This is a genomic window from Cecembia sp. (genome assembly GCF_007126775.1).
GTDB lineage: Bacteria > Bacteroidota > Bacteroidia > Cytophagales > Cyclobacteriaceae > Cecembia.
In genome coordinates this window covers 1-22369 of the sequence record NZ_SLAP01000219.1, presented here as the reverse complement: position 1 = coordinate 22369, position 22369 = coordinate 1, and the positions used below count along the sequence as shown (strand labels likewise).

The window sequence follows — 22369 nt, the reverse complement described above, 5'->3', positions numbered from 1 at the left end:
GGTGGGCAAGTATGTCTTTTAAAGAAAGAATGTATTATCCTTCTTATGTGGAAAACCAGGAGTATATAGAATCAAAATGGGACAAGCACTTTGGAGATAGACTTAATGAATTGGTAATTATTGGGCAGGATTTGGATAGTGAACAGATTACTTCTGAATTAGAATCCTGTCTTTTAAATAAATATGAATTGGCCGATTTTTTGAATGGGGAAAAGTTTACTGATAATTGGCCTATCTGATGAAGAAACAAAAAATTGCTAAAATAAAAAAGGAAGAAGCCAAAGAATGGGATTTTAGTGAAGGATTTGGGGGATTTCCCGAAGAAATTGATCTAAAACATAATTTGGGCTGTGCTTCAGGAAGAAAAAAAAAGGACGGTAAATCAGGTAAAGACTGATAGTGAGATTCAGAATGAAAAAAAGCCGGTAATTGCCGGCCTTTTTATTTTTATCTTTTCGCTTTATTTTTTTCCTTCCGGATAATAATGGTGCACATCTCTTTGCGGGAAAGGGATACCAACTCCTTCTTTGTCAAATGCTTTTTTGACATTTTCCTGCATATAAAAATAAACTCCCCAGTAATCTTCCGTTTTGCACCATGGTCTAACCGCAAAATTCACCGATGAGTCTGCAAGTTCAGTGACCAAAATATCTATAGGCTGGCTATGATCTATCAATTCACAACTTTTTGCGACTTGTTGAAGTACAGTCCTTGCTTTATCAATATCGTCTTTATAACCTATACCAAAAGTCATAGGTACTTTCCTGGAGGCATTGGCAGTTAAATTTTCCAATGGGCTAGAGGAAATAGCCCCATTTGGTATAATGATAATCCTATTGTCCAAAGTAGTAAGTATGGTATTGAAAATCTGGATTTCTTTGACTGTACCTGAATAGCCATTGGTTACTATAAAATCACCTACCCTAAAAGGCTTGAAGAATAAAATTAGAATCCCTGCCGCAAGATGACTGAGGTTGCCTTGAAGTGCCAATCCAATGGCAAATGCCAATGCGCCAAATATAGCAATGAAAGATGTCACCTCGATTCCAAACATGGAAGCGGCACTGAAAAGTACCAAAACTTTGATGGTGATATTGATCAATGAATAAATGAATGGAACCAAGGTTTTGTCCACATTATTCTTATCCATCAAACCTTTGGCCTTTCGGGCTATTAAACCTGCTATCCAAAAACCAACAACAAGTGTAATAATTGCGCCAAGTACCCTTGGAGCATAGGCAACAATCAATTCCGTAATCTGTGTTAAATCAAAATTCATAACTGGAAATTTAAGATTAAAAGATATTCAAACTATGAATTTACGATTTTTATAAATTTTAAACAAACCTCATCAACCAGCTCCAAGGCTTATTCAGGTTGTTTCCCTTCAGGATAATGGTGGTAAACCACTCGCTGTGGAAATGGTATTTCGATATCATTATTTTCAAATGCTTCTTTGATGGCTTCCATACTTTCCCAATAGACAGGCCAAAGGTCTGCTGCATCTGTCCAGCACCTGATGGTGAGGTCCAAGGAACTGTCACCAAAGTTGCCAAAATAAACTACCGGAGCTGGGTCATCGTGCACCCTTTCATCTTTATTTAAAATGCCAAGTATGATTTGCCGGGTTTTTTTAAGATCAGTGCCGTAAGCAACACCTACCTTCATGTCTACCCTTCTTGTTGGCTTGGCCGAATAATTTGTAATGGAATTATTGGCCAGGGCACCATTGGGAATGGTGACTACCTTATTGTCGAAATTCCTGACTTTGGTATAGAGTATATCAATACTTTCTACTGAACCAAGCGTTCCCTGTGCTTCAATGGTATCTCCTACCCGAAATGGTTTGAAAACCAAAATCAGTACTCCTCCAGCAAAATTTGAAAGCGAACCTTGAAGTGCAAGACCAACAGCCAAGCCAGCGGCACCCAGAATGGCAATGAAGGAGGTCATTTCCATGCCAAGTGTTGTCGCTACTGAAATGATTAACAGTACCCATAACAGAGCAGAAAGAAAGCTCTTGAAAAAAGTAGACAATGAGGGATCTACCTCATACCTTTCCAATACTTTTTTCAAGAGTTTGATCAGTAACTTGATAACATACCTTCCTATGAGTAGGAGTATAATAGCTTTGATCAAAGCAGGGCCAAATTGAAACAATAAATCTATTAGCTTGGACTGAATTACATCCCAATGTTCAATATCAAGATCTGAAAGCATTTAAACTTAATTTAGGTTATTTTAAGAATAAGCGATTACTCTCCATCGAAACGCCCATTTCCACTCAATTTCAAAACTATGGAATCCAGTAGTTTTTATCAAATAGGACAGTTCTTTTCTTTGAAAACTCCTCAAAACTGAAAGCGGGCCATCATTTTTCACCATAGGTGATTTTGAAAAAAGCTGGGTAAGTAAGCGAATACTGTAATAAGCCAATGGATGCCTATGCAGGTCATTGATCACCATTCCAAGGGAAGATTTTAACATGAAATTCTGAAAAAGACTTACTAATTCCCTATCTGTAAAGTGGTGGGTAAAAAGTGTACAGGTAATGATATCTACTTTGTCTTTTAGGAAGGCCTCATCAAACACATTTTGACAAACAAACACCACATTGTGAAGATCTTTTAGGTTTTCCTTGGCTGTTTGAATGATATTGGGATTGGCATCTACACCAATAAACTGACAATGGATTCCCTCTTTTTTGGCCCAATTGGCCATGATACGGATCATATCTCCTCCTCCACAGCCTATATCTGCTATGATGTAGTTTTTTTTTGGATGGTTTGAGACAATTTTTTTTAAAGCGGAAGTAGTCACCTTATTTCCCCCTAAAAGCTTATTGATGGTTTTCAGTTCTTTTAAGGTCTGCACCAAAACCTCTCCTTCTGCCTCAAGGTCATCCATCCATTCTTTTTTCAAGCTTCTTTTGGAAAAAATGCTCATCTTTTATCCAGTAACAAGGTTTCCAATGTCAGTCCTGGCCCAAATCCCATTGCCAATACACGTCCAGATGCTTGATCTGTCTCAAGCCATTTTTTAAGCACAAAAAGAATAGAAGCTGAAGACATGTTTCCATAACTATTAAGCACCTCATGGGAAAAGCGGTTGTTTTCTACCCCGATTCCAAAAGCTTCTTCTACTTTTTGAAGGATCTGCTTACCTCCAGGATGTATGGCATAATTTTCTATTTCTGATAGCTTGAAAAATTTTTCCAAATAACCCAGAATTTGAAGGAGTCCATTTTGAAGCAATTCGGGGACATATTTACTGAGCTTCATTTCAAACCCAAAATCACCAATTGACCAAGCCATGTCCTTCTCTCCGTTTTTAAACAACTTAGAGTTGTATTTTTTTATGCCTAATCCATTTTCTGATCTGCTTACCAAAGCTGCGGCAGCACCGTCCCCAAAAATGGCGTTGGCGAGCAAATTGTCTTCATTGTATTCTTTTTGGAAATGAATGGTGCATAATTCAACAGAAACCACCAATACTTTGGCTTTAGAATCAGCAGTACATATTTTATCGGCAAGCTTGATTCCATTAAATGCAGCATAACAACCCATAAAATGAATGGCATACCTTTCTATATCAGTATTAAAGCCCATCTCATGAATGATTTGCAATTCTAATCCGGGTGCAAACATACCTGTACAGGAGATTAAGATCAGGTGTGTTATTTCACTGGGATAAGTCATTCCATTTTGAAGGCATTCCGAGATGGCCTTTTGGGCTATATTAAACCCAAATGATTTGAATATTTCCATTCTTTGTTTTGTTCCCGGGAAAGGATCAAGGCTATGATTTTTTGGGAAAAATACAAATGCTTCAGGATCATCGTATTTAAAATCTTCCAGTACACTATACCGTTGTGCTATTCCTGATTGTCGGTAAACAAAATTCAAAACCCTGGAATCCCTTTCCTCAAGGCCATGAGCAATTTTCATAAAATTGCTGATTGTCATCTGAGGAATGGCTTCACCCGGGTTAGCAGTACCGATGCTCACTATTTGATTATTCATTGAATCAAGTTAAACTTATTTTTCTAAATTGGGTAGCATAGATGAAACATAACCCAGTACCAAAAGTTAAAAATAAAATTTTCTCATATGTTTAAATGGTCTAATTGGTTACACCTAAGGATTCCCTTTTCATTTTATTTGATGCCGGTTTTCTTTTTTTCTTTGGCATTGACGCCAAATCATAATCCTGAAAGGTTATTATTGGTTTTTTTTGCATTGCATCTTTTTTTGTACCCCTCAAGCAATGGATACAACAGTTATTTCGATAAAGATGAAAAAAGTATAGGTGGGCTGAGAGTTCCTCCAAAAGTTTCTACTGGATTATATTACCTTTCTTTATGTTTTTTTGTCCTGTCTTTGGTTTTGGGATGGCTTATCAACTGGCAATTTGCCAGCATGCTGCTTGTTTATGGTTTGATTTCTATGGCGTACAGTCATCCTACTGTAAGATTGAAAAAGTATGCATTTGCCAGTTGGATAATAGCAGGTTTTTTTCAAGGCTGTTTTACTTTTTGTATGGCCTATGCAGGGTTAAGTGATTTTGGTTGGAATGTTTTTAATATGTCCCACGTTTTTATTCCTGGCTTGCTTACATCTTTGATGCTTTGGGGTTCTTATCCATTGACTCAAGTCTATCAGCATGAGGAAGATGCCAAAAGAGGGGACAAAACATTGAGTTTGAAGCTTGGGGTCCAAGGAACCTTTTCCTTTTCAGCGATTTGGTTTTTGGTCGCCGGGATAAGTTTTGCATGGTATTTTTCATTCAGAGGCCAGGAGTCTGCTTTCTATGCTTTCTTATTGGCCATGTTGCCGGTGGTCCTTTATTTTAGTATCTGGTTTGTTTTTATTCGAAAAAATGGAGAGAAATACGCAAATTATTCCTGGACCATGTGGATGAACAGGATATCAGGCCTTGCACTCAATGCTTTCTTTATTTGGTACTTCTTGGAAAACACACAAATTCTTCAGGTACTTTGATCAAGTAACTCGTGTTCCATGGGTATTTTCCATAATTTTTCCTGCAACAAATTCAGAGTGCCGCATCAGATTTACTGAAAGGCTGGAGACCATTTGTGAACCAAATAACCATTGCACTTTTCTACCGATCCAAAGCCTTTTTTTGAAATGATTGTTCCAGAGTTGGGAATATTTTTTTTCAATGCTAAGTCTGTCTCTGCTTTGAAGGATGGTATCTGCAGCCAATTTGCCCGTATGTATGGCAATGGCCATCCCGTTTCCACAAAGTGGTGTGATCAGACCAGCGGCATCCCCTATCATCAACACGTGGTTTTCGACGGGATTTTTAGGGGAAAAATTGATTTCATTGATTACCTCTGGTTTATCAAACAGAAAATCGGAATTTTCAAAGATGGCTTTTAAATGGGGATTTTTATGAAGGACCTGCCTTTCCATTTCCGGAATATTGCCAAACGCTCTTAGCTGTTCCCTGGAACCCAGATAACAAAGGTTAAATTTGCCCTCTTCAATACGGTTGATGCCACAATATCCACCCTCAAAATTATGAAGGGCAACCATATCCTGCGGGTACTCCACGCGTACATGGTACTTTACTCCAATGAAAGGAGATTTGGTTTTCATGAAATCCCTTTGGAATTGCTTGTCTATTTTGGACCTTTTTCCAAATGCTCCGAGCACATGTTTTCCATAAATAATATCCCCACCTTGTAATTTAACTTCAAAAATATCCTCCTGAGAAATAAAAGAAACATCTTCGGCCTGTGTTTGTAAAAGGAATGTTGTACCGATGCTACAGGCTTTATTATAAAGAAACTCATCAAGATAATAACGGCTCACACCAAATCCTCCTAGGTCTAAATCCATTTCAGCAGGCCTACCTGTTACAGAAGTAAGCCTAAATTTTGTAATTTCAGCAGGCTCAATGTCACTTGGATAAAGGTTTTCTTTTATTAAAAAGTCCCGCACCTCATTCGAAATGTATTCTCCACAGACCCTATGAAACGGGTATTGTTTTTTTTCTATGAGCAAGACATCTTTGCCTGCTTTCGATAATTGATGGGCAGCAATAAGTCCAGCCAGTCCTCCTCCGATGATGATGATTTCCCAATGGTTTTTATCCATATAAACCTTCTATTAATAAGATTTGCCGTTTATCAAATTTGCCCATTTCAATTTAAGAATAACTTATTTTGCGCAGTTATTTTCAAAAGTCTATTTAATTACCAACAGTAAAAAAATGAAGAAGTTTACCCAAATGAGATTTAAAAGTGGTTTTCTTTCTCTTTTAATTTTCGCTATGGTCTTCGTCAATGATGACGCCATGGCCCAAAGAAAAGAGAGAAAGACTTCCAAAAACCGGCAAGTGGCAGCTACAACATCAAGTCCTGCCGCCAGCAAACCTGCCGTATCTAAAAACGGAATCAAGCCTTATGATGAAATCATTACCGCAAAAGCCAAATCTAAAGAAGGCCTATTCCATGTTCATGAAATTGACGGAAAGTATTTCTATGAAATACCTGATACCCTGCTAGGAAGAGAAATGTTGGTTGTTACCACCATTGCAAAGACAGCAGATGGGATTGGTTATGGAGGGGAAAGAACCAATACCCTGCTTGTTAGATGGGATAGAAATATGGATAATGTTTTGCTTAAAGTGGTATCTTATAGCAATACGGCTTCAGACTCCCTGCCTATTTTTACAGCAGTCAGGAGCTCAAATCTGGAACCCATTTTACAGAAATTTGATATCAAGGCCAAAGCAAAAAATGATGATGGGGTCGTGATCGACGTAACAGATCTCTTTAGCAAGGATGTTCAGGCTCTGGGATTGCCCAGAAATAGAAGGACCCAGTTTAAAGTTACCCGCTTGGATGCTGATCGCTCCTACATTGAAAGAATAAGTCCTTATCCGATTAATGTGGAAGCCAGATATGTAATGACCTATGCGGCCACTGAACCACCTTCCAACGGAAGTACAGGTTTGATCACTGTAGAAATGAATTCCTCAATGGTTTTATTACCTGAAAAGCCAATGATGCAGAGATTGGCAGACCGCAGGGTAGGTTGGTTTTCCAGATCAGTGATAGATTATGGTCTTGATGAGCAGAGGGCTAGCAAACGAACATTTCTTGACAGGTGGAGGCTTGAAGTAAAAGAAGAAGATTATGATAAGTTCAGGAATGGAGAGTTGGTAGAACCCAAGAAGCCAATAGTTTTTTACATTGATCCTGCTACACCTGAAAAATGGAGACCATATTTAAAGCAAGGGGTAGAGGATTGGAATGTTGCTTTTGAAGAAGCTGGATTTAGAAATGCCATATTGGCAAAGGATCCGCCTTCTCCGGAAGAGGATCCTGATTGGAGTCCGGAAGATGCCCGGTACTCTGTAATCAGGTACTTTGCTTCAGATATTCAAAATGCCTATGGCCCCCATGTTTCAGATCCAAGATCAGGGGAAATTATCGAGTCTGATATCGGCTGGTACCATAATGTAATGAATCTGTTGCGAAATTGGTTTTTTATCCAGACGGCTGCTGTGAATCCTGAAGCCAGAGGTGTAAAGTTCCGCGAAGAAGTAATGGGTAGACTTATCCGTTTTGTTTCTGCCCATGAAGTAGGACATACATTGGGACTTCCCCATAACTTTGCTGCTTCCCACGCTTACCCAGTGGATTCTCTGAGAAGCGCTACATTTACCAAAGAATTTGGAACGGCTCCATCCATTATGGATTATGCCAGGTTCAATTACATTGCTCAGCCCGGTGATGAAGGGGTTTCGCTGATGCCTGATGTGGGTCCCTATGACAAATATTCCATCATGTGGGGTTATAGGCCAATTTTGGACGCAAAAACCCCTGAAGATGAGCAACCGGTGTTAGACGAGTGGATTTTGGCCAGGCAAAATGATCCTGTCTATAGATTTGGTAGGCAGGGCAATCCCTATGATCCAAGCTCCCAAAGTGAAGACTTGGGTGATGATGCGATGAAGGCTTCCGAATATGGGATCAAAAACCTGAAAGTGATTTTGCCCAATCTTATGGAATGGACTGCGGAAAATGATAAACCATTTAAAGATTACAGTGATCTAAATGAAATGTACGGACAAGTAGTAGGGCAATTTAACCGTTATATGGGTCATGTTCGCACCAATGTTGGGGGTGTATATGAATTGTATAAATCTTCGGGGCAAGCTGAGGCAGTCTATGTACATGTGGACAAGGCCACCCAGAAAAGGGCGATACAATTTTTAAATAGGGAGTTATTTACAACCCCTCAGTGGCTAATGGATGATCAAATTATTAGTAGAATCGGAGATTTTGGTAATCTTGAAAGAATAAGGAGTGTTCAGGTTAATGCCCTGAATGGCGTCTTGGACTGGGGCAGATTGGGAAGGGTAATAGAGAATGAAGCTATTAACGGGGATAAGGCATATTCCATGGTAGAGCTTTTTGATGACCTTCGAGCAGGGATCTGGTCTGAACTCCCATCCGGTAAAAAAATTGATGTGCACCGAAGGAGCCTGCAAAGAGCACATATAGAAAGATTGGAATTACTGCTTACAGGGGATGAGCCAAATGTTCCTGCGCAATTCAGGTCTAGGGTAGGACCCCAGATCAACGCCTCTCAATCCGATATCCGGCCAATAGCCCGGGCCGAATTGAGGACATTACAAAAACAAATAGCTGTGGCCATCCCGAGAACCAATGACAGGGTATCTAAAATGCACTTGGAAGACAGTGTAGAAAGGATAAAGGCCATATTAGAACCCTAATGGACAATGTTTCCTTTTGATTTGATCCAAGCGGCATGGGAGTTCCATGCCGCTTTTTTTGATTTTGAATGAAAGCCAAAAGCAGCACGCTTTCCTTTAAGGAAATTATCCCTATTTTTACATATTAAGTAAAATTGAAATGAAATGGCCCAAAACCCCGTCAAAATTCTTCAAAATCACCAACTTAGGATTACCAATTGCCGGAAAGAAGTACTGCGCACTTTTATGGAAAAAAAGTCAGCTTTATCACATGCTGATCTGGAGGAAGATTTAAAAGAGGTTTTTGACAGAGTCACTATATACCGTACTTTAAAAACTTTCCTTGAAACTGACCTCATCCATAAGGTACTGGACGATAGCGGTGCTACAAAATATGCTTTATGTGCACATGGACACGAGGGAAGTCATAACCGACACGATCACGAACACGTGCATTTTAAATGTGAAGCATGCGGACGCACCATTTGCATTGATGAAGTAAGCTTACCAAAAATTAAGCTTCCCGAAGGATACGTTAATAAAGAGGTGAATTTACTGGTAACAGGGGTATGTAATAAATGTAGTTAAACCTCAACAGGCTCATTAGGCTTTTTGGTTTTTGGAGAACCTGAAGGCCAAATGACACCAGGAGGCAAGTCTATTTTCGGTGGGGAGAAGTCTTCTACACCTCCATCTCCATCATCACTATTTCCGTCTTTTCTGGATATTTTCGATTTTGTCATGGTAGCCACAAAGTAAATCAGCACCACGTAGGCAAAACCGCACAATATCAAATCGATTACAAGGCTACTCATATAATTTGAATTTGTCCTTAAGTTAACACATTTGTACTTAGAAGTCAATCTCTTAACCAATTAGATGCAAATTTGATTATGTAAAAGGAGTTTTTTTTTGAAGGAAGTGCGCCGAATTTGTGAAATATTGGATATAATGAGATATTTGCGGACTTAAATAAATTTTAATAATGATAGTAAAAACAAAGAAATATCAATTAGAGACAGGAACTTATATAAAATTAGGCTTGGTCAACATTCTAAAAGAACAATGGTGGGTTGCTTTAATAGCAGTGGCTATTGCTTGCGGATATTTTTGGATTCCATCTTGGTGGTGGATAAGCATGGCGATTTTGGCTTATGTCCTATATTGGTTGTTTTGGGTTATTCAATTTGCAGGTGTGACCCAAATGGAACAAAATAAAGTTATTTTCGAAAAAATGGCCTATGAAATAGATAGCAGACAGATTCTAATGAAGCTGAATACCAAACAGGGAATGCCGATTAAATGGGATATGATCAAAACCGCAGAAGTAACCAAGGATGCATATATTTTAAAAATGTCTAAAGCACAATATATTCACCTGCCTTTTAAAATCTTCAATTCGGAAAATGAAAAGAAATTTTTAGAAACGATCCTCAAAAGAAAAGAATTGATTAAATAAAAAAAGCCTGAGATCTTACTCAGGCTTTTTCAATAATAAAACACAGGGAATTACATTGTTGGAAGGATAACAGTATCAATGACGTGCACCACACCATTTGAAGCCTCAATATCAGCTGCCGAAACAGTTGCATTGTTAACCATCGCTTTTCCATCTTTTAATGAAATAGTGATTTCAGAACCCTGAACTGTTTTCGCTTTCATTCCATCTTTAAGATCTTTTGAATAGACTTTTCCCGGTACTACATGATAAGTGAGTACCGCAATCAATTGCTGCTTATTTTCTGGTTTCAGCAATTCTTCAACTGTACCTGCAGGTAATTTTGCAAATGCATCATTAGTAGGAGCAAAAACCGTGAAAGGACCATCACTTTTCAATACATCTACTAAATCACCAGCTTGGACAGCCGCAACTAGCGTGGATAGAAAATCTGTTTGAACTGCTAAATCTACGATATCATTCTCATCATAAATTGAAGCATTTTTGTTTACTGTGAAAGCAGATGTTACAAAAAATGTAACCAATACTGCAAGGCTAAATAATTTTCTCATGATTTGGAATAGTTTGTTTAGTATATTTATAAAAGTTTAAAAGATATCTAATTGTTTTTCAGAGAATTAAGATTTTCACTATAAATTTATTCGTTTACATTTTAGTGGTTTTTATATACAAACAGCCAACATTTGTCTAAATAAAATTGATGGGTGGTAAAATGATTAAATTGGTTTTTCCATAGATTTCAAAACAAGCTTTTAAATTTGTCGGATGCAGATCAAACTTTTGGCTATAGGAAAAACTGACCATTCAGCTATCAAGCAATTGACAGAAGAATATGCGGCACGATTGGGACATTATGTCAAATTTGATTTTGAAGTGCTTCCTGATATTAAAAAATCCAAAAATTTCAACGATATGGTCCAAAAGGAGAAAGAAGGTGAATTGATTTTAAAAAAAATTCATCCGTCTGATGATCTTATCCTTTTGGATGAAAGAGGGGAAGCCTTTAGTTCCCTGGAATTTTCTTCCTTTATCCAAAAGAAGATGAATACAGGGCTTAAACAGTTAGTATTCATAATAGGTGGTCCATATGGTTTTTCTGAAGCAGTTTATCAAAGGGCAAATAATAAAATATCCCTTTCTAAAATGACCTTTTCACACCAAATGGTAAGGGTGTTTTTTGTTGAGCAATTGTACAGGGCATTTACCATTCTAAAAAATGAACCTTACCACCATCAATAATTAAAAATTGAATTTTAGCAGTAATTCGGTGATTTTTTAGTTTTTCCAATAATTGCCAACCTATCCCATTGTTTTTATGTTAAGGTAATGTTAACAAAATAACCTATTATTTTTCCTAATGTTAATTAATTGTTAACTTTAGAATGATGAGTTGGCAAAATACGCAGATAATTATGACCAGATTTCTCTTTTTAGGGATCCTAACTTTGTTTTGGAACATCAATTCCAAAGCACAGGATGACTTTGGCAGCTTGTCAATTAAAGTTTATGAAAGTGATAATGAAAAACGCTTATTCCAACAGCATGATGATGAACACTTTTTCTTGCTTCAATCCCTTCATCCTAACCTAGAGGAAGGCATTAAAAACTGGAATAAACTTGTCAAAAGATTAGATAAAAAAGCTTCAAAAAAAAGAGGGGAAGTCCGTTTTCTATCTGACATATTTTATATCTCGCATCAATCGCTTTTAAATCAATATGAAACACATGCTAACTTTTCCAATACATTAGCAGAAGGGATTTATGACTGTGTAACAGGTACCGGACTTTATGCACTACTGTTGGACCGTTATGGCATTCCTTATTACATTGTAGAAACCGATGCACATGTTTATTTGAAGGGGAATTTCAATGGAGTTGATTTTGTTATGGAAAGTACTTTTCCTTTGAATGGCCTTGTAATTGGGGCAAAGGAAGTCGCGGATTTTGACCAGCAGTTTTTTCAAGGTCCACCATCTGTGGAGGGTTTCAAAGTGCCCAGCGTATTAGGAGGAATGTTTCCCTCAGTCAAGCATACCCAGGTTTTGAACAGAATAGATGTCAAGGAATTGGCAGGCTTGCAATATTACAATGATGCAATACTAAAATTTAATCAAAAAGCCTATCAGGAAGCTTATGCTCAACTGGTTAAGGCAGCATACTTGTACCCTTCGCCAAGGATCAATCATTTAAAGGAAAAAATGGAAACCCTTTTGGAAATTCTTGTTTTTGAAGATTTGCCCTAAAAAATCAAGGAAACTTCAAAGCATCAATTAAAATTGATCCAGTTTGTATCTCTTTAAATTCTTTTTCTTCCACAGTCCAGGCAAACCAAAGTTTATCAGAAAGCCTTTTCATCTGAGGGAATCCACTTGAACGGTCTTCACTGGTTTTCGTCAATTTTAGAGGAGGCCCTAATTTTCCGGAAATGTTTACAACCCTTCCCATGATACGTTGATTCTCCATCCAAATTACAAATGCAGATTCTTCATTGAGCATTTCAATACCTACCCTACCAATTGGCTTGCCGTCGTCTGTCCGGATTGGATTTTCGAATGTTTTACCGTTATCTTTAGAGAACGAGATTTTTACTGCCGGCTGCCCTTTAGCGGCAGTAAACCAAGTAATTCCTACGACATTTTGATAAGAACTGATTCGAGGTCCATTAACCGGACAAGCTGCAATTTCCCAAAGGTCCATAGAGACCGGTTGGGTCTGTGTCCATTCGCCATCCATCCACCTGACCAATCCGATATCCCTTATTTCATTTTCTGATCTGTCTCTAAATACCACAAGAGGGCCATTCCCGCTCATAATTGTGCCAGTCTGACAACAATCACAAACCCTGTCATCTAATTCCCAATCTTCAAGTTTGCGTCCATTGCTATCGATCATGGCAGCCCTTAAAGTCATCTGCCCATGATGATGGTGTCCAGTTGAATTTTGAGATGCTAGCGTATTTCTTCCATCCAGCCAAGTGAGTAGCATATTGTCTCCCCAAGCGATCATCGAAACAAAACCATGTTCAGTCTGCGTTTTGTCATCGTGCAAAACCGTTGGTTCGCTCCAGTCCTTTGAATTTTTGGAAATTGTATACAGAACATCATAGGAAAATGTTCCTGGACCACTCTTCCTAAGGAATACGGCTAATAGGCTACCATCTTTAAATGTAGAAATCTGGGGATAATCAGCCCAATTGACAAACCAATCATCTCCTTCCGCTACCAGCTCTATAGGGCCCAAATGACTATCCAAAATCTGATTGAAAAACAGTTGGCTTTTTTCCTGAGATTTTCCAACCCATGATAAAAACACCTTATTTTCTTGGGTAAAAAGGTAGGGCAAGTGCGCATCAGCAGCCTCTATCCGAACCATTGGCCCAAGGTTAAGAACTGATTCCTCATATTCACTTTTGGAGGACTTTTCACCCCCACAGGCGTATAGCAAAATGCCAATAAAAAGTATACTAATCCCAAATACTTTTATCCTGGAGATATTGGCTTTCATTCTGAGACAATCATTTTAAATCCTTCCCCATGTATTGTGATGATCTGGACTTTGGGATCTTCTCTTAGAATCTTTCGGATTTTACTTAAGTATACATCCATACTTCTCGCATTGAAATAAGAATCGTCTCCCCAAATATGTTTTAAAGCATGGCTTCTATTGACCAATTTATTCATTTCAGAAGCAAGTAAACGTAAAAGTTCATTTTCCTTGGAGGTGAGTTTGTGCACACCTGAAGGGCTTTTTATATACTGTTCATCGTAGTGCAGCTCAAAATCCCCGAAGTTATAGATTTTTAAAACCTGAGTTTCGCTACTCTTTTGCGTTCTCCTCAAGATGGCAGCTATTCTTAAAAGCAGTTCTTCCATACTAAAGGGTTTGGTAATGTAATCATCGGCCCCAATTTTGAGTCCTTCAATGATATCATCTTTTAGATTCTTTGCGGTGAGATAGATGATAGGAAGGTCTTCCTGAACTTTTTTGATTTCCTTACCCAAGGTAAAGCCGTCTTTTTTTGGCATCATGATATCCAAAATTGCAAGATCGTATTTGTCTTTCTTAAATTTGGACCAACCCTCTTCCCCATCCCGGCAGAGAGTTGTATCGTAACCTTTCATACTGAGATATTCCTGAAGGATATCCCCTAGATTGGGATCATCTTCGACTACTAAAAGTTTTGCTTTACTCATTGCTTTTTTGGGAGTTTAATGGTAAATGTACTTCCTTTTCCAAGATCACTATTTACTTGTATTTCACCGTTATGTGCTTCAAGCATCGTTTTGACATATGCCAAGCCAAGGCCAAATCCTTTGACATCATGGACATTTCCTGTAGGTACCCTGTAGAATTTATCAAATATTTTCTTCACGGCCTCTTTAGACATTCCTATACCATTATCACTTACAGCTATCATGATGTGACCATTTTCCTCCCAAGATTTAATTTTGATAATTGGTGTAGAATGGGAATATTTGATCGCATTATCGAGCAAGTTATTGATAATATGGGTCAAGTGGAAGACATCGCCTTCTATATATGGGTTTTTAATCTGACTTTCAAATAATATCTTCCCCCCTTTTTTTTCAACTTGGAGCAGGATATGCTCTTTGGCATTTTCCAAAGCATTATTGATGTTTAGGGGTTCTATCTTTAGTTTAAAATCTTTTTTGTCCAAAGTAGCTGCTTGGAGAACTTTTTCTACCTGTGATCCAAGCCTCTTGTTTTCATCTTTAATGATTCCGATATACCTGTTTCTGAAGGTGTCCTGATTGACCAAGTCAGGGTCTTGCAAAGCTTCTACGGCAAGACTTACAGTAGCAATTGGTGTTTTAAATTCATGCGTCATATTATTGATAAAGTCATTTTTAATTTCTGACAGATTTTTTTGTCGGATGATGACTTTGATAGCATATATAAAACAAAATATTACAATGCCTGTAAAAAGCATGGAACTGAGAACCGGAAGCCATATTTGTTGTAGAATAAATAATTGCTTTTTTGGGAAATTGATCAAAATGCTATTTTCCTTTCCCAATAAATCACTGGGGAATAACCTTGCCTGAATCCCTGTTATCATCTTTTCCGGATTGTTTAGCGGGCCAACTGGTATAAGATTTCCCTGATCGTTGAGAATTGCAAGGTCAAAAGGTTGTTCGATTCCTCTTTCATTGAGATGGTTTTTTATGAGTACCTTCAGATGTGTTGTGTCAATTCTATCCAAAACATTTTTTTGACCCTCCAACAATTCTTCCCAAGCCTGATTCATTGCTTCGATTTTCATATTGGCATAGCGGATCTTTTCTAAAGCATCTCTGGGGATGTTATAAACATCTTCAAATTCCTGTTCATTGTTGAACCTATTGCCGCTAAATGATTCCATTTGATTAAAAAACTGAAGTTGTCTTTCTCTCTCCTGTAGGAGGATCTCCATTTCATCAGGGGTAAATATGGATGAAGCAATCTGTGGGTTGAGGTAAGTGAAGAAGTTATCTAAATCGGATAAGAGCGAAAGATCGAAGCCTCGGGATTCCACAAGCCGCCGAAACCTTTGGCTAACATTGGGAATGGTTTGCTGCATCATAGAATCTGTTACCGAAGGTCTCCTCCTACTGACGGGACGCTGCCTGACCATCACCTCAATTGGCTCAATCTTTTGAAAAAGGAGCCTTTGAGCTAAAGTATCCTTTGCGAGATAAGACAAAAAGATATCACTGGTTTCTCCTTTTTCCAATTGGTCTACAGCTGAGGAAAGCGCCTGATAAACATTTTGCTCAAAATTTTCCTCGTTGATGCGGATGGCATTATTCACCCAATAATATTGAAATCCAATCAGTCCAATACTGGCTATGGACATGAGCAGGATGATAATTTTCATTTGGGTTTTAGACATGGTACAAATTTAAAGGATAATCCCCTACTGCCGGGAAGCTTAACAATTTTTAACAGCAGTCAGAACCCTGTGCCAATTTTAATCAGGAAAATTTAGATTTTTCTGGGATTCTTTAAGCAAAAATTTGATATAATGTAAAATTGGCGCAACAGGCATCCACCTTTTTTTTTCTCAGGCTATCCTTATCTTTGCCGTAAAATCACGCGTTTCATGGAAATCAAAGATAAGGAATATCAAGTGCAGGGAATTGCTTTGACCCAATTGGCCAAAGAATATGGTACACCACTCTATGTGTATGATGGTCAGAAAATTCTGGATCAGGTTAAGCGTCTCCAAGATGCATTTTCTACTGTTAATATGAAAATTAAATATGCCACCAAAGCACTTTCTAATATCAATATTTTAAAATTGATGAAGAAAGCAGGGACTGGCGTAGATGCAGTTTCCATAGAAGAAGTCAAGCTCTGTATGCATGCTGGGTTTGAGCCACATGAAATCATGTATACTCCAAATAGTGTTTCTTTTGATGAGTTTCAGAAAGCAGTGGATTTGGGCGTAATGATCAATATTGATAACATTCCAATGTTGGAACATTTTGGAACTTACTATGGGAATCAGATTCCCATATGCATTAGGCTTAATCCTCATATCCTTGCTGGGGGAAACGCAAAAATTTCAGTGGGACATATAGATAGTAAATTCGGAATATCCATACTCCAGTTAAAACACGTGATCAAAGTGGTGGAGGCTTATGACCTGAATATCATTGGGCTCCATGTGCATACCGGTTCGGATATTTTGGATGCAGAAGTTTTTTTGAAAGGCGCTGAGATCCTATTTGATGCGGCAAGAGAATTTAAAGGACTTAAGTTTTTGGATTTTGGAGGAGGCTTTAAAGTAGCCTACAAGCCGGGAGATATTGCTACAGATATTCAGGAAGTAGGGACTAAAGTGTCAAAGGCGTTTAAGGATTTTTGTAAAGAATATGGATCTGAACTTGAAATATGGTTTGAACCCGGTAAGTTTCTCGTTTCTGAAGCCGGCAACTTATTGGTGAAGGTCAATGTCATCAAATCTACACCTGCCTCTACTTTTGTAGGTGTAGATTCAGGTTTGAATCATCTTATCCGCCCAATGATGTATGATGCCTACCACACCGTTGTCAATATTTCTACCTTGGATGGACCGGAGCGGGTTTATACTATCGTGGGCTATATCTGTGAAACAGATACCATTGCAGCAGATAGAAAATTAAGAGAGGTAAAAGAAGGTGATATCATTGCCATAAAAAATGCAGGTGCTTATGGCTTCAGTATGGCTTCCAACTATAATTCCAGATTTAGACCTGCTGAAGTCTTGTTATTGGATGGGAAAGCCCATCTGATAAGAGAAAGGGAAACATTTGAAGATATTCTGAAGCATCAAATAGATATAGGTTTATAAATTAAAACTGATTTCACCTTTAACCGGAACATTCTTCCGGTTTTTTTATTTTTTACTTTTTTCAAATGAGAACAGCAATTTTTTAAAAATTTCCAATACCCGTAATTAAGCAAGATTGCATTTTAAATCTTAAAAAAAGCAGAAAGTTCATGCATTTTTGAATATTGAACTTTATAAAGAAAAATTTAATTTTTTTGAGCTGTATTTCATTTTTAAACCTGAATCTTTAAAGCTTGTATTTTCAGTATTTTATTTAATATATTAACAAAAAACGTGTTTGAATAGATATATCATTTTGAATTATTCAAATAGCATAAAATTTTATTCTAAATAATGAAATACAAATTCATTGTTTTAAAAGGCAATTTATGCAAGGCTAAATCAAGGTTAAAATTCAGAGAAATGTCGGGTATTTGGAAAATATTGGGATGGTTCCTGATGATTGGAATGCTGCATCAGGTTCATGCCGTTTCCATACCAAAAATATATTGGGCATATGATCTATCGGACCAAAGTCTGAAGCTTTTTGAAAAAGAGGAAGAAGGATTAAGGGTAAATGTTTCTGGCAAATTGTCGCTTTGCCATCATTTCGATAGGGGACAAATAACCCTTGATGTTTCCGGAGGATTACCTCCTTATACATTCATTTGGAGTAATGGAGATACGTCCAGTAGCAGAAATGATTTGTATGCAGGCACCTACACTGTCACTGTTAAGGATAGCCAGGGTGTTGAGCATCAGGAAAGAATAGTAATCCAGCCCCCCTTCCCTTTGATTGTTGAAATGGATGGTATTGAGCCTGCATCCTGCTCAGGTACTCCGGATGGGAGGGCTAAAATTAATATACTTTTTGGACGTGGAGAGCCTTATAAAATTATTTGGAGCCATGGACTGGAAGATGAATTGGAGGCAGTTGAATTATTGCCTGGAGACTATACCGTTCGGGTAATCGATATGTATAACTGTGATGCTACCTTGAGCTTTGAAATCAAATCCAATGCAGACTCATTTGAGGTTAAGGAAAGCATCAGCCCTATCAGCTGTATGCATGGAACTTTAGGATCTATTAATTTAGAAGTAACAGGAGGCACTGCTCCTTATACTTTTATCTGGTCCAATGGGAAAAGTACCAAAGATATCCACGACTTGCAGCAAGGTGTATATGAAGTAATAATCAAGGACGAAGTTGGATGTACAATTACAAAATCCTTTGAAATCGAATCTCCTGCATCAGTAGAAGTAAAAGTAGCAAGGGTTCAGCATAACCAATGTTATGGTGCAGAAGATGGGGAAATAGATATTGAAGTCGAAGGAGGAAAAGCTCCCTATACCTTTTCTTGGAGCAATGGTGCTAAAACACAAAACCTGAGAACGCTTAAAGGAGGCACCTATACCCTAAAAGTCAAAGATGCTTTAGGATGTACGATTGAAAGCAATATTGTAATAGAGGAACCCCAGGCGTTTTCGGTAAGAATTGAGACAGCCTTGGATTTAGACTGTGATTCCGGTGAGGCAATAGGCTTTGCTTGGGTAAGAATTGAAGGTGGAACGGGTCCCTTTACCATTTTATGGGGCAATGGAGAAGAAGGCAAACAAGAGATCGAGTTTAGGGATTCCGGAGAAATCACCGTTGAGGTTTTAGATAATGCTGGCTGTAAGGTGAGGGAGAAAGTCAGGGTTTCCTTTCCTTTTGATAATAGCATAGCCAATAAGATAGATTTTAATGTAAGGAAGTTGTCCATATCCTCTGAGAAGGAAGTGCATGTACTGGAACCTTTGGTTTTTGAAGGTGAAATTGCTGAAGACTTTATTGCATGGGAGTGGGATTTTGGAGATGGTTACAAGACGATGGAAAAAGATCCTGTACATGTATTTAAAACTTCAGGAGAATACAATGTTACCCTAAGAGCATACGATATCTATGGATGCTCTTCTTTACAGAGCAGGGCGGTGAATGTTTTGGAGCAAGAAGAGTGGGTCACTGTTCCTAATGCTTTTACACCTAACGGAGATGGACTTAATGATCTATTCCAACCTGTAGTCAAAGGACTGGCCCAATTTGAAATGGATATTTTCAATTATTGGGGAGAGCATCTTTATACGTCCAGGGGCTTAGAAATTGTAGGCTGGGATGGCACTTATAAGGGCCAGCCTCTGCCTCAAGGCAATTATGTCTATAAAATCCAATATACCACTATAAGTGGTGAAACGGTGCAGCAAACAGGCACCATGACTTTAGTGCGTTAATTTTATGAGGAAGTTATTTTTGATATTGATCTTTTTGTCAGCATTCAATTTGCTGAGGGCTCAGGATATTCAGTTTTCCCAATTTTATGCAGCTCCCATATTTCTGAACCCAGCTTTTGCAGGATCTTCTGAAATGACCCGTTTTGGTGTCAACTATCGGAATCAATGGCCGGGATTAGACCATAGCCTGAATGCTTATTCGGCGTATTTTGATCATTATTTTTTCAATCTTAATTCAGGAATAGGCCTAATTGTAAACGGTATGAACGAGACTATGGCCGGATTAAGTACATCAGAAGTGGGTTTGGCTTATTCCTATAGACTTCAACTTGGCTTAAAAAGTTTTTTGCGGTTGGGGGGGCAGGCCAGTTTTTTTTCTAGGGATGCCAACCTCAATCAATTTGTGTTTGAATCCCAAATAGACAGGGGAACAGGAGCAGTTGGAGATTTTAGTGGGGAGTTGTTTGGCCCTGACAGTAGACATCGGTATGTGGATTATCACTTTGGTATGCTATTTAATAATGAGATTGGGTGGCTTGGTATTTCAGCCCACCACTTGACGCAACCTAATGTTTCTTTCGTAGATGATCAGCTTTCCCGGTGGCCCATGAAATTATCGGCTCACGGAGGTTTGAAATTTGACCTTTCCAAAGGCATGATGAGTAATTATATGAATAATACAGAGGATAGAAGAGAGTTGATTTTGGCTTTTAATTATAAGCATCAGGATCCTTTTCAACAGCTGGACCTTGGCGCACAAATACATTTGCAGCCAATTGTATTAGGAATTTGGTACAGGGGCCTTCCTGCTTTGAAGAATGGATTGCCCAACAATGAATCATTGATAGGACTTTTAGGAGTATCGCTTGGCAATGGACTCGATATTGGTTACAGTTATGATTTTACTTTGTCCCAATTGGGGCAGGCTAATACAGGAGGCGCACATGAAGTCTCAATGCGCTTATCTTTTTTAGCAGGAAACTCCAAACAATCAGCAAGAAAAGGGAGTATTCTGCCCTGCTTTAAATATTGATTTGAAAGCCACTAATTTTCAGGATTTTTAAACAATACCCGGCAAATGGGATTATTTGGTCATAGTCTCTTTAATTATGCCAAATATTCTCAGATTGATTTTAGGAGACCAACTGAACAGTCAGCACAGTTGGTACAAGGAAAAAAACGACAAGGTGCTGTACCTTATGATGGAGATGCGTCAAGAGACAGACTATGTAAGACACCATATACAAAAAATAGTAGGTTTTTTTCTTGCGATGCGTCATTTTGCCAATGACTTGGAATCTCAGGGGCATAGAGTGCTGTATCTGAGTCTGGATCATCCGGATAACGAACAAAATCTCGATAAAAATCTTACAAGAATTATCAAAGAAAATGGAATCGATCTTTTTGCATACCAATTGCCCGATGAGCACAGATTAGATGAGCAATTAAGCAAATTCTCTGCATATTCCACCTGCCAGGTTAGGGTTTATGATACAGAACATTTTTTGTGTAATAGGGAATTTTTAGGTAATTTTTTCAAGGGTAAAAAGACTTACTTGATGGAGTCCTTTTACAGGGAAATGAGAAGAAAGTTTTCGATTTTAATGGACGGAACCGAGCCGCTTACAGGTAAATGGAACTATGACCATGAAAACAGAGATAAGCTAAAAGACCTTCACTTATTAAAACCAGCAAAGACACATCCAAAGGATGTTAGTGATTTGGTCAATTTAATTAAAACCCAAAAAATCCAAACTATAGGCGAAATTCAGGAAGATGCGTTTGAGTGGCCGGCCTCAAGAGAAGAGAGTTTGGAAGTACTGGATTATTTTTGTAAACAGTTACTGCCGTATTTTGGGCTTTATCAGGATGCGATGTATACGGGTGATCCATTCCTTTTTCACAGTAGATTGAGCTTTGCATTGAATAGTAAAATGATAAGCCCATTGGAGTTGGTAGAAAAAGTAGAAAAGTATTGGCTTGAAAATCAGGACAGCATTGGCATTGCCCAGGCTGAAGGTTTTATCAGGCAGATCATAGGATGGAGAGAATACATGAGGGGTGTTTACTGGGATAAAATGCCGGAATATGCCGGGCTAAACTATTTTGATCACCAAAGAAAACTTCCTGAATTTTTTTGGACAGGAAAGACAAAAATGAACTGCCTTCGGCATGCCATAGGCCAGTCTTTGGAAAAAGCCTACGCGCATCATATACAAAGACTCATGGTGACAGGAAATTTTGCACTTTTGGCCGGAATCCATCCTGATGAAGTTGATGCCTGGTATTTGGGAATCTACATTGATGCCATTGAATGGGTAGAAATCACAAATACAAGAGGAATGAGTCAATTCGCGGATGGCGGAATAGTGGGTACTAAGCCTTACGTCAGTTCAGCCAATTATATTGATAAAATGGGTGACTATTGTAAAGGCTGTCACTACAAGAAGCAAGAAAAGACCGGAGATAAAGCCTGTCCATTCAATAGTCTTTATTGGCATTTTTATCACCGACATGCTGACAAATTATCAAAAAATCCTCGGATAGGAATGATGTATAGAACTTGGGAAAAAATG

General features: G+C 38.2%; 22 protein-coding genes. 12 read left to right on the top strand and 10 right to left on the bottom strand.

Annotation, left to right across the window (positions count from 1 at the left end):
- A partial coding sequence (locus QZT73_RS14620; RefSeq protein ID WP_291788915.1) for a GTP-binding protein occupies positions 1–239 on the top strand: 239 nt, incomplete at its 5' end.
- Entirely contained in the window at positions 239–397 is a 159-nt protein-coding gene (locus QZT73_RS14615; protein ID WP_291780012.1) for a hypothetical protein, read from the top strand. The genes QZT73_RS14620 and QZT73_RS14615, both read left to right, overlap by 1 nt.
- Before the next feature lie 63 nt (positions 398–460).
- On the opposite strand, the gene QZT73_RS14610 is transcribed toward QZT73_RS14615, so the two are convergent.
- From QZT73_RS14610 to QZT73_RS14595, 4 genes are all read right to left on the bottom strand, one after another.
- A complete protein-coding gene (locus tag QZT73_RS14610; RefSeq protein WP_291788913.1) occupies positions 461–1279 on the bottom strand; it encodes a mechanosensitive ion channel domain-containing protein in 819 nt (272 codons plus the stop codon).
- 89 nt (positions 1280–1368) lie between these two features.
- Positions 1369–2220 (bottom strand): mechanosensitive ion channel family protein, encoded by an 852-nt coding sequence (locus tag QZT73_RS14605; RefSeq protein WP_291779094.1) that lies wholly within the window; start codon positions 2218–2220, stop codon positions 1369–1371.
- Between the two features lie 21 nt (positions 2221–2241).
- A complete protein-coding gene (locus QZT73_RS14600) occupies positions 2242–2946 on the bottom strand; it encodes a methyltransferase domain-containing protein (protein ID WP_291779092.1) in 705 nt (234 codons plus the stop codon).
- Positions 2943–4022, bottom strand: a complete 1080-nt coding sequence (locus QZT73_RS14595; protein WP_291788911.1) for a type III polyketide synthase — start codon at positions 4020–4022, stop codon at positions 2943–2945. The genes QZT73_RS14600 and QZT73_RS14595 overlap by 4 nt, the downstream gene beginning before the upstream one ends.
- An 87-nt stretch (positions 4023–4109) precedes the next feature.
- On the opposite strand from QZT73_RS14595, the gene QZT73_RS14590 reads away from it, so the two are divergent.
- The gene (locus tag QZT73_RS14590; RefSeq protein ID WP_291788909.1) at positions 4110–5000 is read left to right on the top strand and encodes a UbiA family prenyltransferase; all 891 of its coding nucleotides are present in this window, start codon (positions 4110–4112) and stop codon (positions 4998–5000) included.
- Here QZT73_RS14590 and QZT73_RS14585 read toward each other — a convergent pair whose 3' ends face one another.
- A complete protein-coding gene (locus QZT73_RS14585; RefSeq protein ID WP_291788907.1) occupies positions 5001–6122 on the bottom strand; it encodes an FAD-dependent oxidoreductase in 1122 nt (373 codons plus the stop codon).
- A gap of 115 nt (positions 6123–6237) precedes the next feature.
- Between QZT73_RS14585 and QZT73_RS14580 the strand changes: the two genes are divergently transcribed.
- Both QZT73_RS14580 and QZT73_RS14575 read left to right on the top strand, forming a co-directional pair.
- Positions 6238–8772 carry a zinc-dependent metalloprotease gene (locus QZT73_RS14580; RefSeq protein WP_291788905.1) on the top strand — a complete coding sequence of 845 codons (2535 nt, stop codon included), beginning with the start codon at positions 6238–6240 and terminating at the stop codon, positions 8770–8772.
- Between the two features lie 144 nt (positions 8773–8916).
- Positions 8917–9339, top strand: a complete 423-nt coding sequence (locus tag QZT73_RS14575; protein ID WP_291788902.1) for a transcriptional repressor — start codon at positions 8917–8919, stop codon at positions 9337–9339.
- Here QZT73_RS14575 and QZT73_RS14570 read toward each other — a convergent pair.
- Entirely contained in the window at positions 9336–9566 is a 231-nt protein-coding gene (locus QZT73_RS14570) for a hypothetical protein (protein ID WP_291788899.1), read from the bottom strand. The genes QZT73_RS14575 and QZT73_RS14570 overlap by 4 nt on opposite strands.
- A gap of 170 nt (positions 9567–9736) precedes the next feature.
- Between QZT73_RS14570 and QZT73_RS14565 the strand changes: the two genes are divergently transcribed.
- Positions 9737–10210, top strand: a complete 474-nt coding sequence (locus tag QZT73_RS14565; RefSeq protein WP_291778822.1) for a YcxB family protein — start codon at positions 9737–9739, stop codon at positions 10208–10210.
- 50 nt (positions 10211–10260) lie between these two features.
- Here the strand turns inward: QZT73_RS14565 and QZT73_RS14560 are convergent, their stop codons facing one another.
- A complete protein-coding gene (locus QZT73_RS14560) occupies positions 10261–10761 on the bottom strand; it encodes a fasciclin domain-containing protein (RefSeq protein WP_291778825.1) in 501 nt (166 codons plus the stop codon).
- A gap of 214 nt (positions 10762–10975) precedes the next feature.
- Between QZT73_RS14560 and rlmH the strand changes: the two genes are divergently transcribed.
- Together rlmH and QZT73_RS14550 are read left to right on the top strand one after the other, a co-directional pair.
- Positions 10976–11449, top strand: a complete 474-nt coding sequence (gene rlmH / locus QZT73_RS14555) for a 23S rRNA (pseudouridine(1915)-N(3))-methyltransferase RlmH (protein ID WP_291778828.1) — start codon at positions 10976–10978, stop codon at positions 11447–11449.
- A 173-nt stretch (positions 11450–11622) separates the two neighbouring features.
- Positions 11623–12453: a hypothetical protein gene (locus QZT73_RS14550; RefSeq protein ID WP_291788897.1), complete on the top strand. Its 831-nt coding sequence runs from the start codon at positions 11623–11625 to the stop codon at positions 12451–12453.
- 4 nt (positions 12454–12457) lie between these two features.
- On the opposite strand, the gene QZT73_RS14545 is transcribed toward QZT73_RS14550, so the two are convergent.
- From QZT73_RS14545 to QZT73_RS14535, 3 genes are read right to left on the bottom strand one after another with little or no spacing between them, the layout of a single operon-like run.
- Positions 12458–13714 (bottom strand): exo-alpha-sialidase, encoded by a 1257-nt coding sequence (locus tag QZT73_RS14545; RefSeq protein WP_291778834.1) that lies wholly within the window; start codon positions 13712–13714, stop codon positions 12458–12460.
- Positions 13711–14403, bottom strand: coding sequence for a response regulator transcription factor (locus QZT73_RS14540; RefSeq protein WP_291778836.1), 693 nt, complete (start codon positions 14401–14403; stop codon positions 13711–13713). The genes QZT73_RS14545 and QZT73_RS14540 overlap by 4 nt, the downstream gene beginning before the upstream one ends.
- A complete protein-coding gene (locus QZT73_RS14535; RefSeq protein WP_291778839.1) occupies positions 14400–16088 on the bottom strand; it encodes a HAMP domain-containing sensor histidine kinase in 1689 nt (562 codons plus the stop codon). Before QZT73_RS14535 ends, QZT73_RS14540 begins: the two co-directional genes overlap by 4 nt.
- Before the next feature lie 225 nt (positions 16089–16313).
- Between QZT73_RS14535 and lysA the strand changes: the two genes are divergently transcribed.
- From lysA to QZT73_RS14515, 4 genes are all read left to right on the top strand, one after another.
- Positions 16314–17546 carry a diaminopimelate decarboxylase gene (gene lysA, locus QZT73_RS14530; RefSeq protein ID WP_291788896.1) on the top strand — a complete coding sequence of 411 codons (1233 nt, stop codon included), beginning with the start codon at positions 16314–16316 and terminating at the stop codon, positions 17544–17546.
- 333 nt (positions 17547–17879) lie between these two features.
- Positions 17880–19793 (top strand): gliding motility-associated C-terminal domain-containing protein, encoded by a 1914-nt coding sequence (locus QZT73_RS14525; RefSeq protein WP_291788894.1) that lies wholly within the window; start codon positions 17880–17882, stop codon positions 19791–19793.
- A 4-nt stretch (positions 19794–19797) separates the two neighbouring features.
- On the top strand, positions 19798–20826 hold the full coding sequence (locus QZT73_RS14520) for a type IX secretion system membrane protein PorP/SprF (protein ID WP_291788892.1): 1029 nt from the start codon (positions 19798–19800) through the stop codon (positions 20824–20826).
- Between the two features lie 76 nt (positions 20827–20902).
- Positions 20903–22369, top strand: a 1467-nt coding sequence (locus QZT73_RS14515) for a cryptochrome/photolyase family protein (protein WP_291788890.1), incomplete at its 3' end; no start/stop codon positions are given.

Bases quoted from the DNA above. Each gene is read 5' to 3' on its own strand.
- QZT73_RS14615 (WP_291780012.1), top strand. From the start codon at position 239: ATGAAGAAACAAAAAATTGCTAAAATAAAAAAGGAAGAAGCCAAAGAA.
- QZT73_RS14610 (WP_291788913.1), bottom strand. From the start codon at position 1,279: ATGAATTTTGATTTAACACAGATTACGGAATTGATTGTTGCCTATGCT.
- QZT73_RS14605 (WP_291779094.1), bottom strand. From the start codon at position 2,220: ATGCTTTCAGATCTTGATATTGAACATTGGGATGTAATTCAGTCCAAG.
- QZT73_RS14600 (WP_291779092.1), bottom strand. From the start codon at position 2,946: ATGAGCATTTTTTCCAAAAGAAGCTTGAAAAAAGAATGGATGGATGAC.
- QZT73_RS14595 (WP_291788911.1), bottom strand. From the start codon at position 4,022: ATGAATAATCAAATAGTGAGCATCGGTACTGCTAACCCGGGTGAAGCC.
- QZT73_RS14590 (WP_291788909.1), top strand. From the start codon at position 4,110: ATGTTTAAATGGTCTAATTGGTTACACCTAAGGATTCCCTTTTCATTT.
- QZT73_RS14585 (WP_291788907.1), bottom strand. From the start codon at position 6,122: ATGGATAAAAACCATTGGGAAATCATCATCATCGGAGGAGGACTGGCT.
- QZT73_RS14580 (WP_291788905.1), top strand. From the start codon at position 6,238: ATGAAGAAGTTTACCCAAATGAGATTTAAAAGTGGTTTTCTTTCTCTT.
- QZT73_RS14575 (WP_291788902.1), top strand. From the start codon at position 8,917: ATGGCCCAAAACCCCGTCAAAATTCTTCAAAATCACCAACTTAGGATT.
- QZT73_RS14570 (WP_291788899.1), bottom strand. From the start codon at position 9,566: ATGAGTAGCCTTGTAATCGATTTGATATTGTGCGGTTTTGCCTACGTG.
- QZT73_RS14565 (WP_291778822.1), top strand. From the start codon at position 9,737: ATGATAGTAAAAACAAAGAAATATCAATTAGAGACAGGAACTTATATA.
- QZT73_RS14560 (WP_291778825.1), bottom strand. From the start codon at position 10,761: ATGAGAAAATTATTTAGCCTTGCAGTATTGGTTACATTTTTTGTAACA.
- rlmH (WP_291778828.1), top strand. From the start codon at position 10,976: ATGCAGATCAAACTTTTGGCTATAGGAAAAACTGACCATTCAGCTATC.
- QZT73_RS14550 (WP_291788897.1), top strand. From the start codon at position 11,623: ATGACCAGATTTCTCTTTTTAGGGATCCTAACTTTGTTTTGGAACATC.
- QZT73_RS14545 (WP_291778834.1), bottom strand. From the start codon at position 13,714: ATGAAAGCCAATATCTCCAGGATAAAAGTATTTGGGATTAGTATACTT.
- QZT73_RS14540 (WP_291778836.1), bottom strand. From the start codon at position 14,403: ATGAGTAAAGCAAAACTTTTAGTAGTCGAAGATGATCCCAATCTAGGG.
- QZT73_RS14535 (WP_291778839.1), bottom strand. From the start codon at position 16,088: ATGAAAATTATCATCCTGCTCATGTCCATAGCCAGTATTGGACTGATT.
- lysA (WP_291788896.1), top strand. From the start codon at position 16,314: ATGGAAATCAAAGATAAGGAATATCAAGTGCAGGGAATTGCTTTGACC.
- QZT73_RS14525 (WP_291788894.1), top strand. From the start codon at position 17,880: ATGAAATACAAATTCATTGTTTTAAAAGGCAATTTATGCAAGGCTAAA.
- QZT73_RS14520 (WP_291788892.1), top strand. From the start codon at position 19,798: ATGAGGAAGTTATTTTTGATATTGATCTTTTTGTCAGCATTCAATTTG.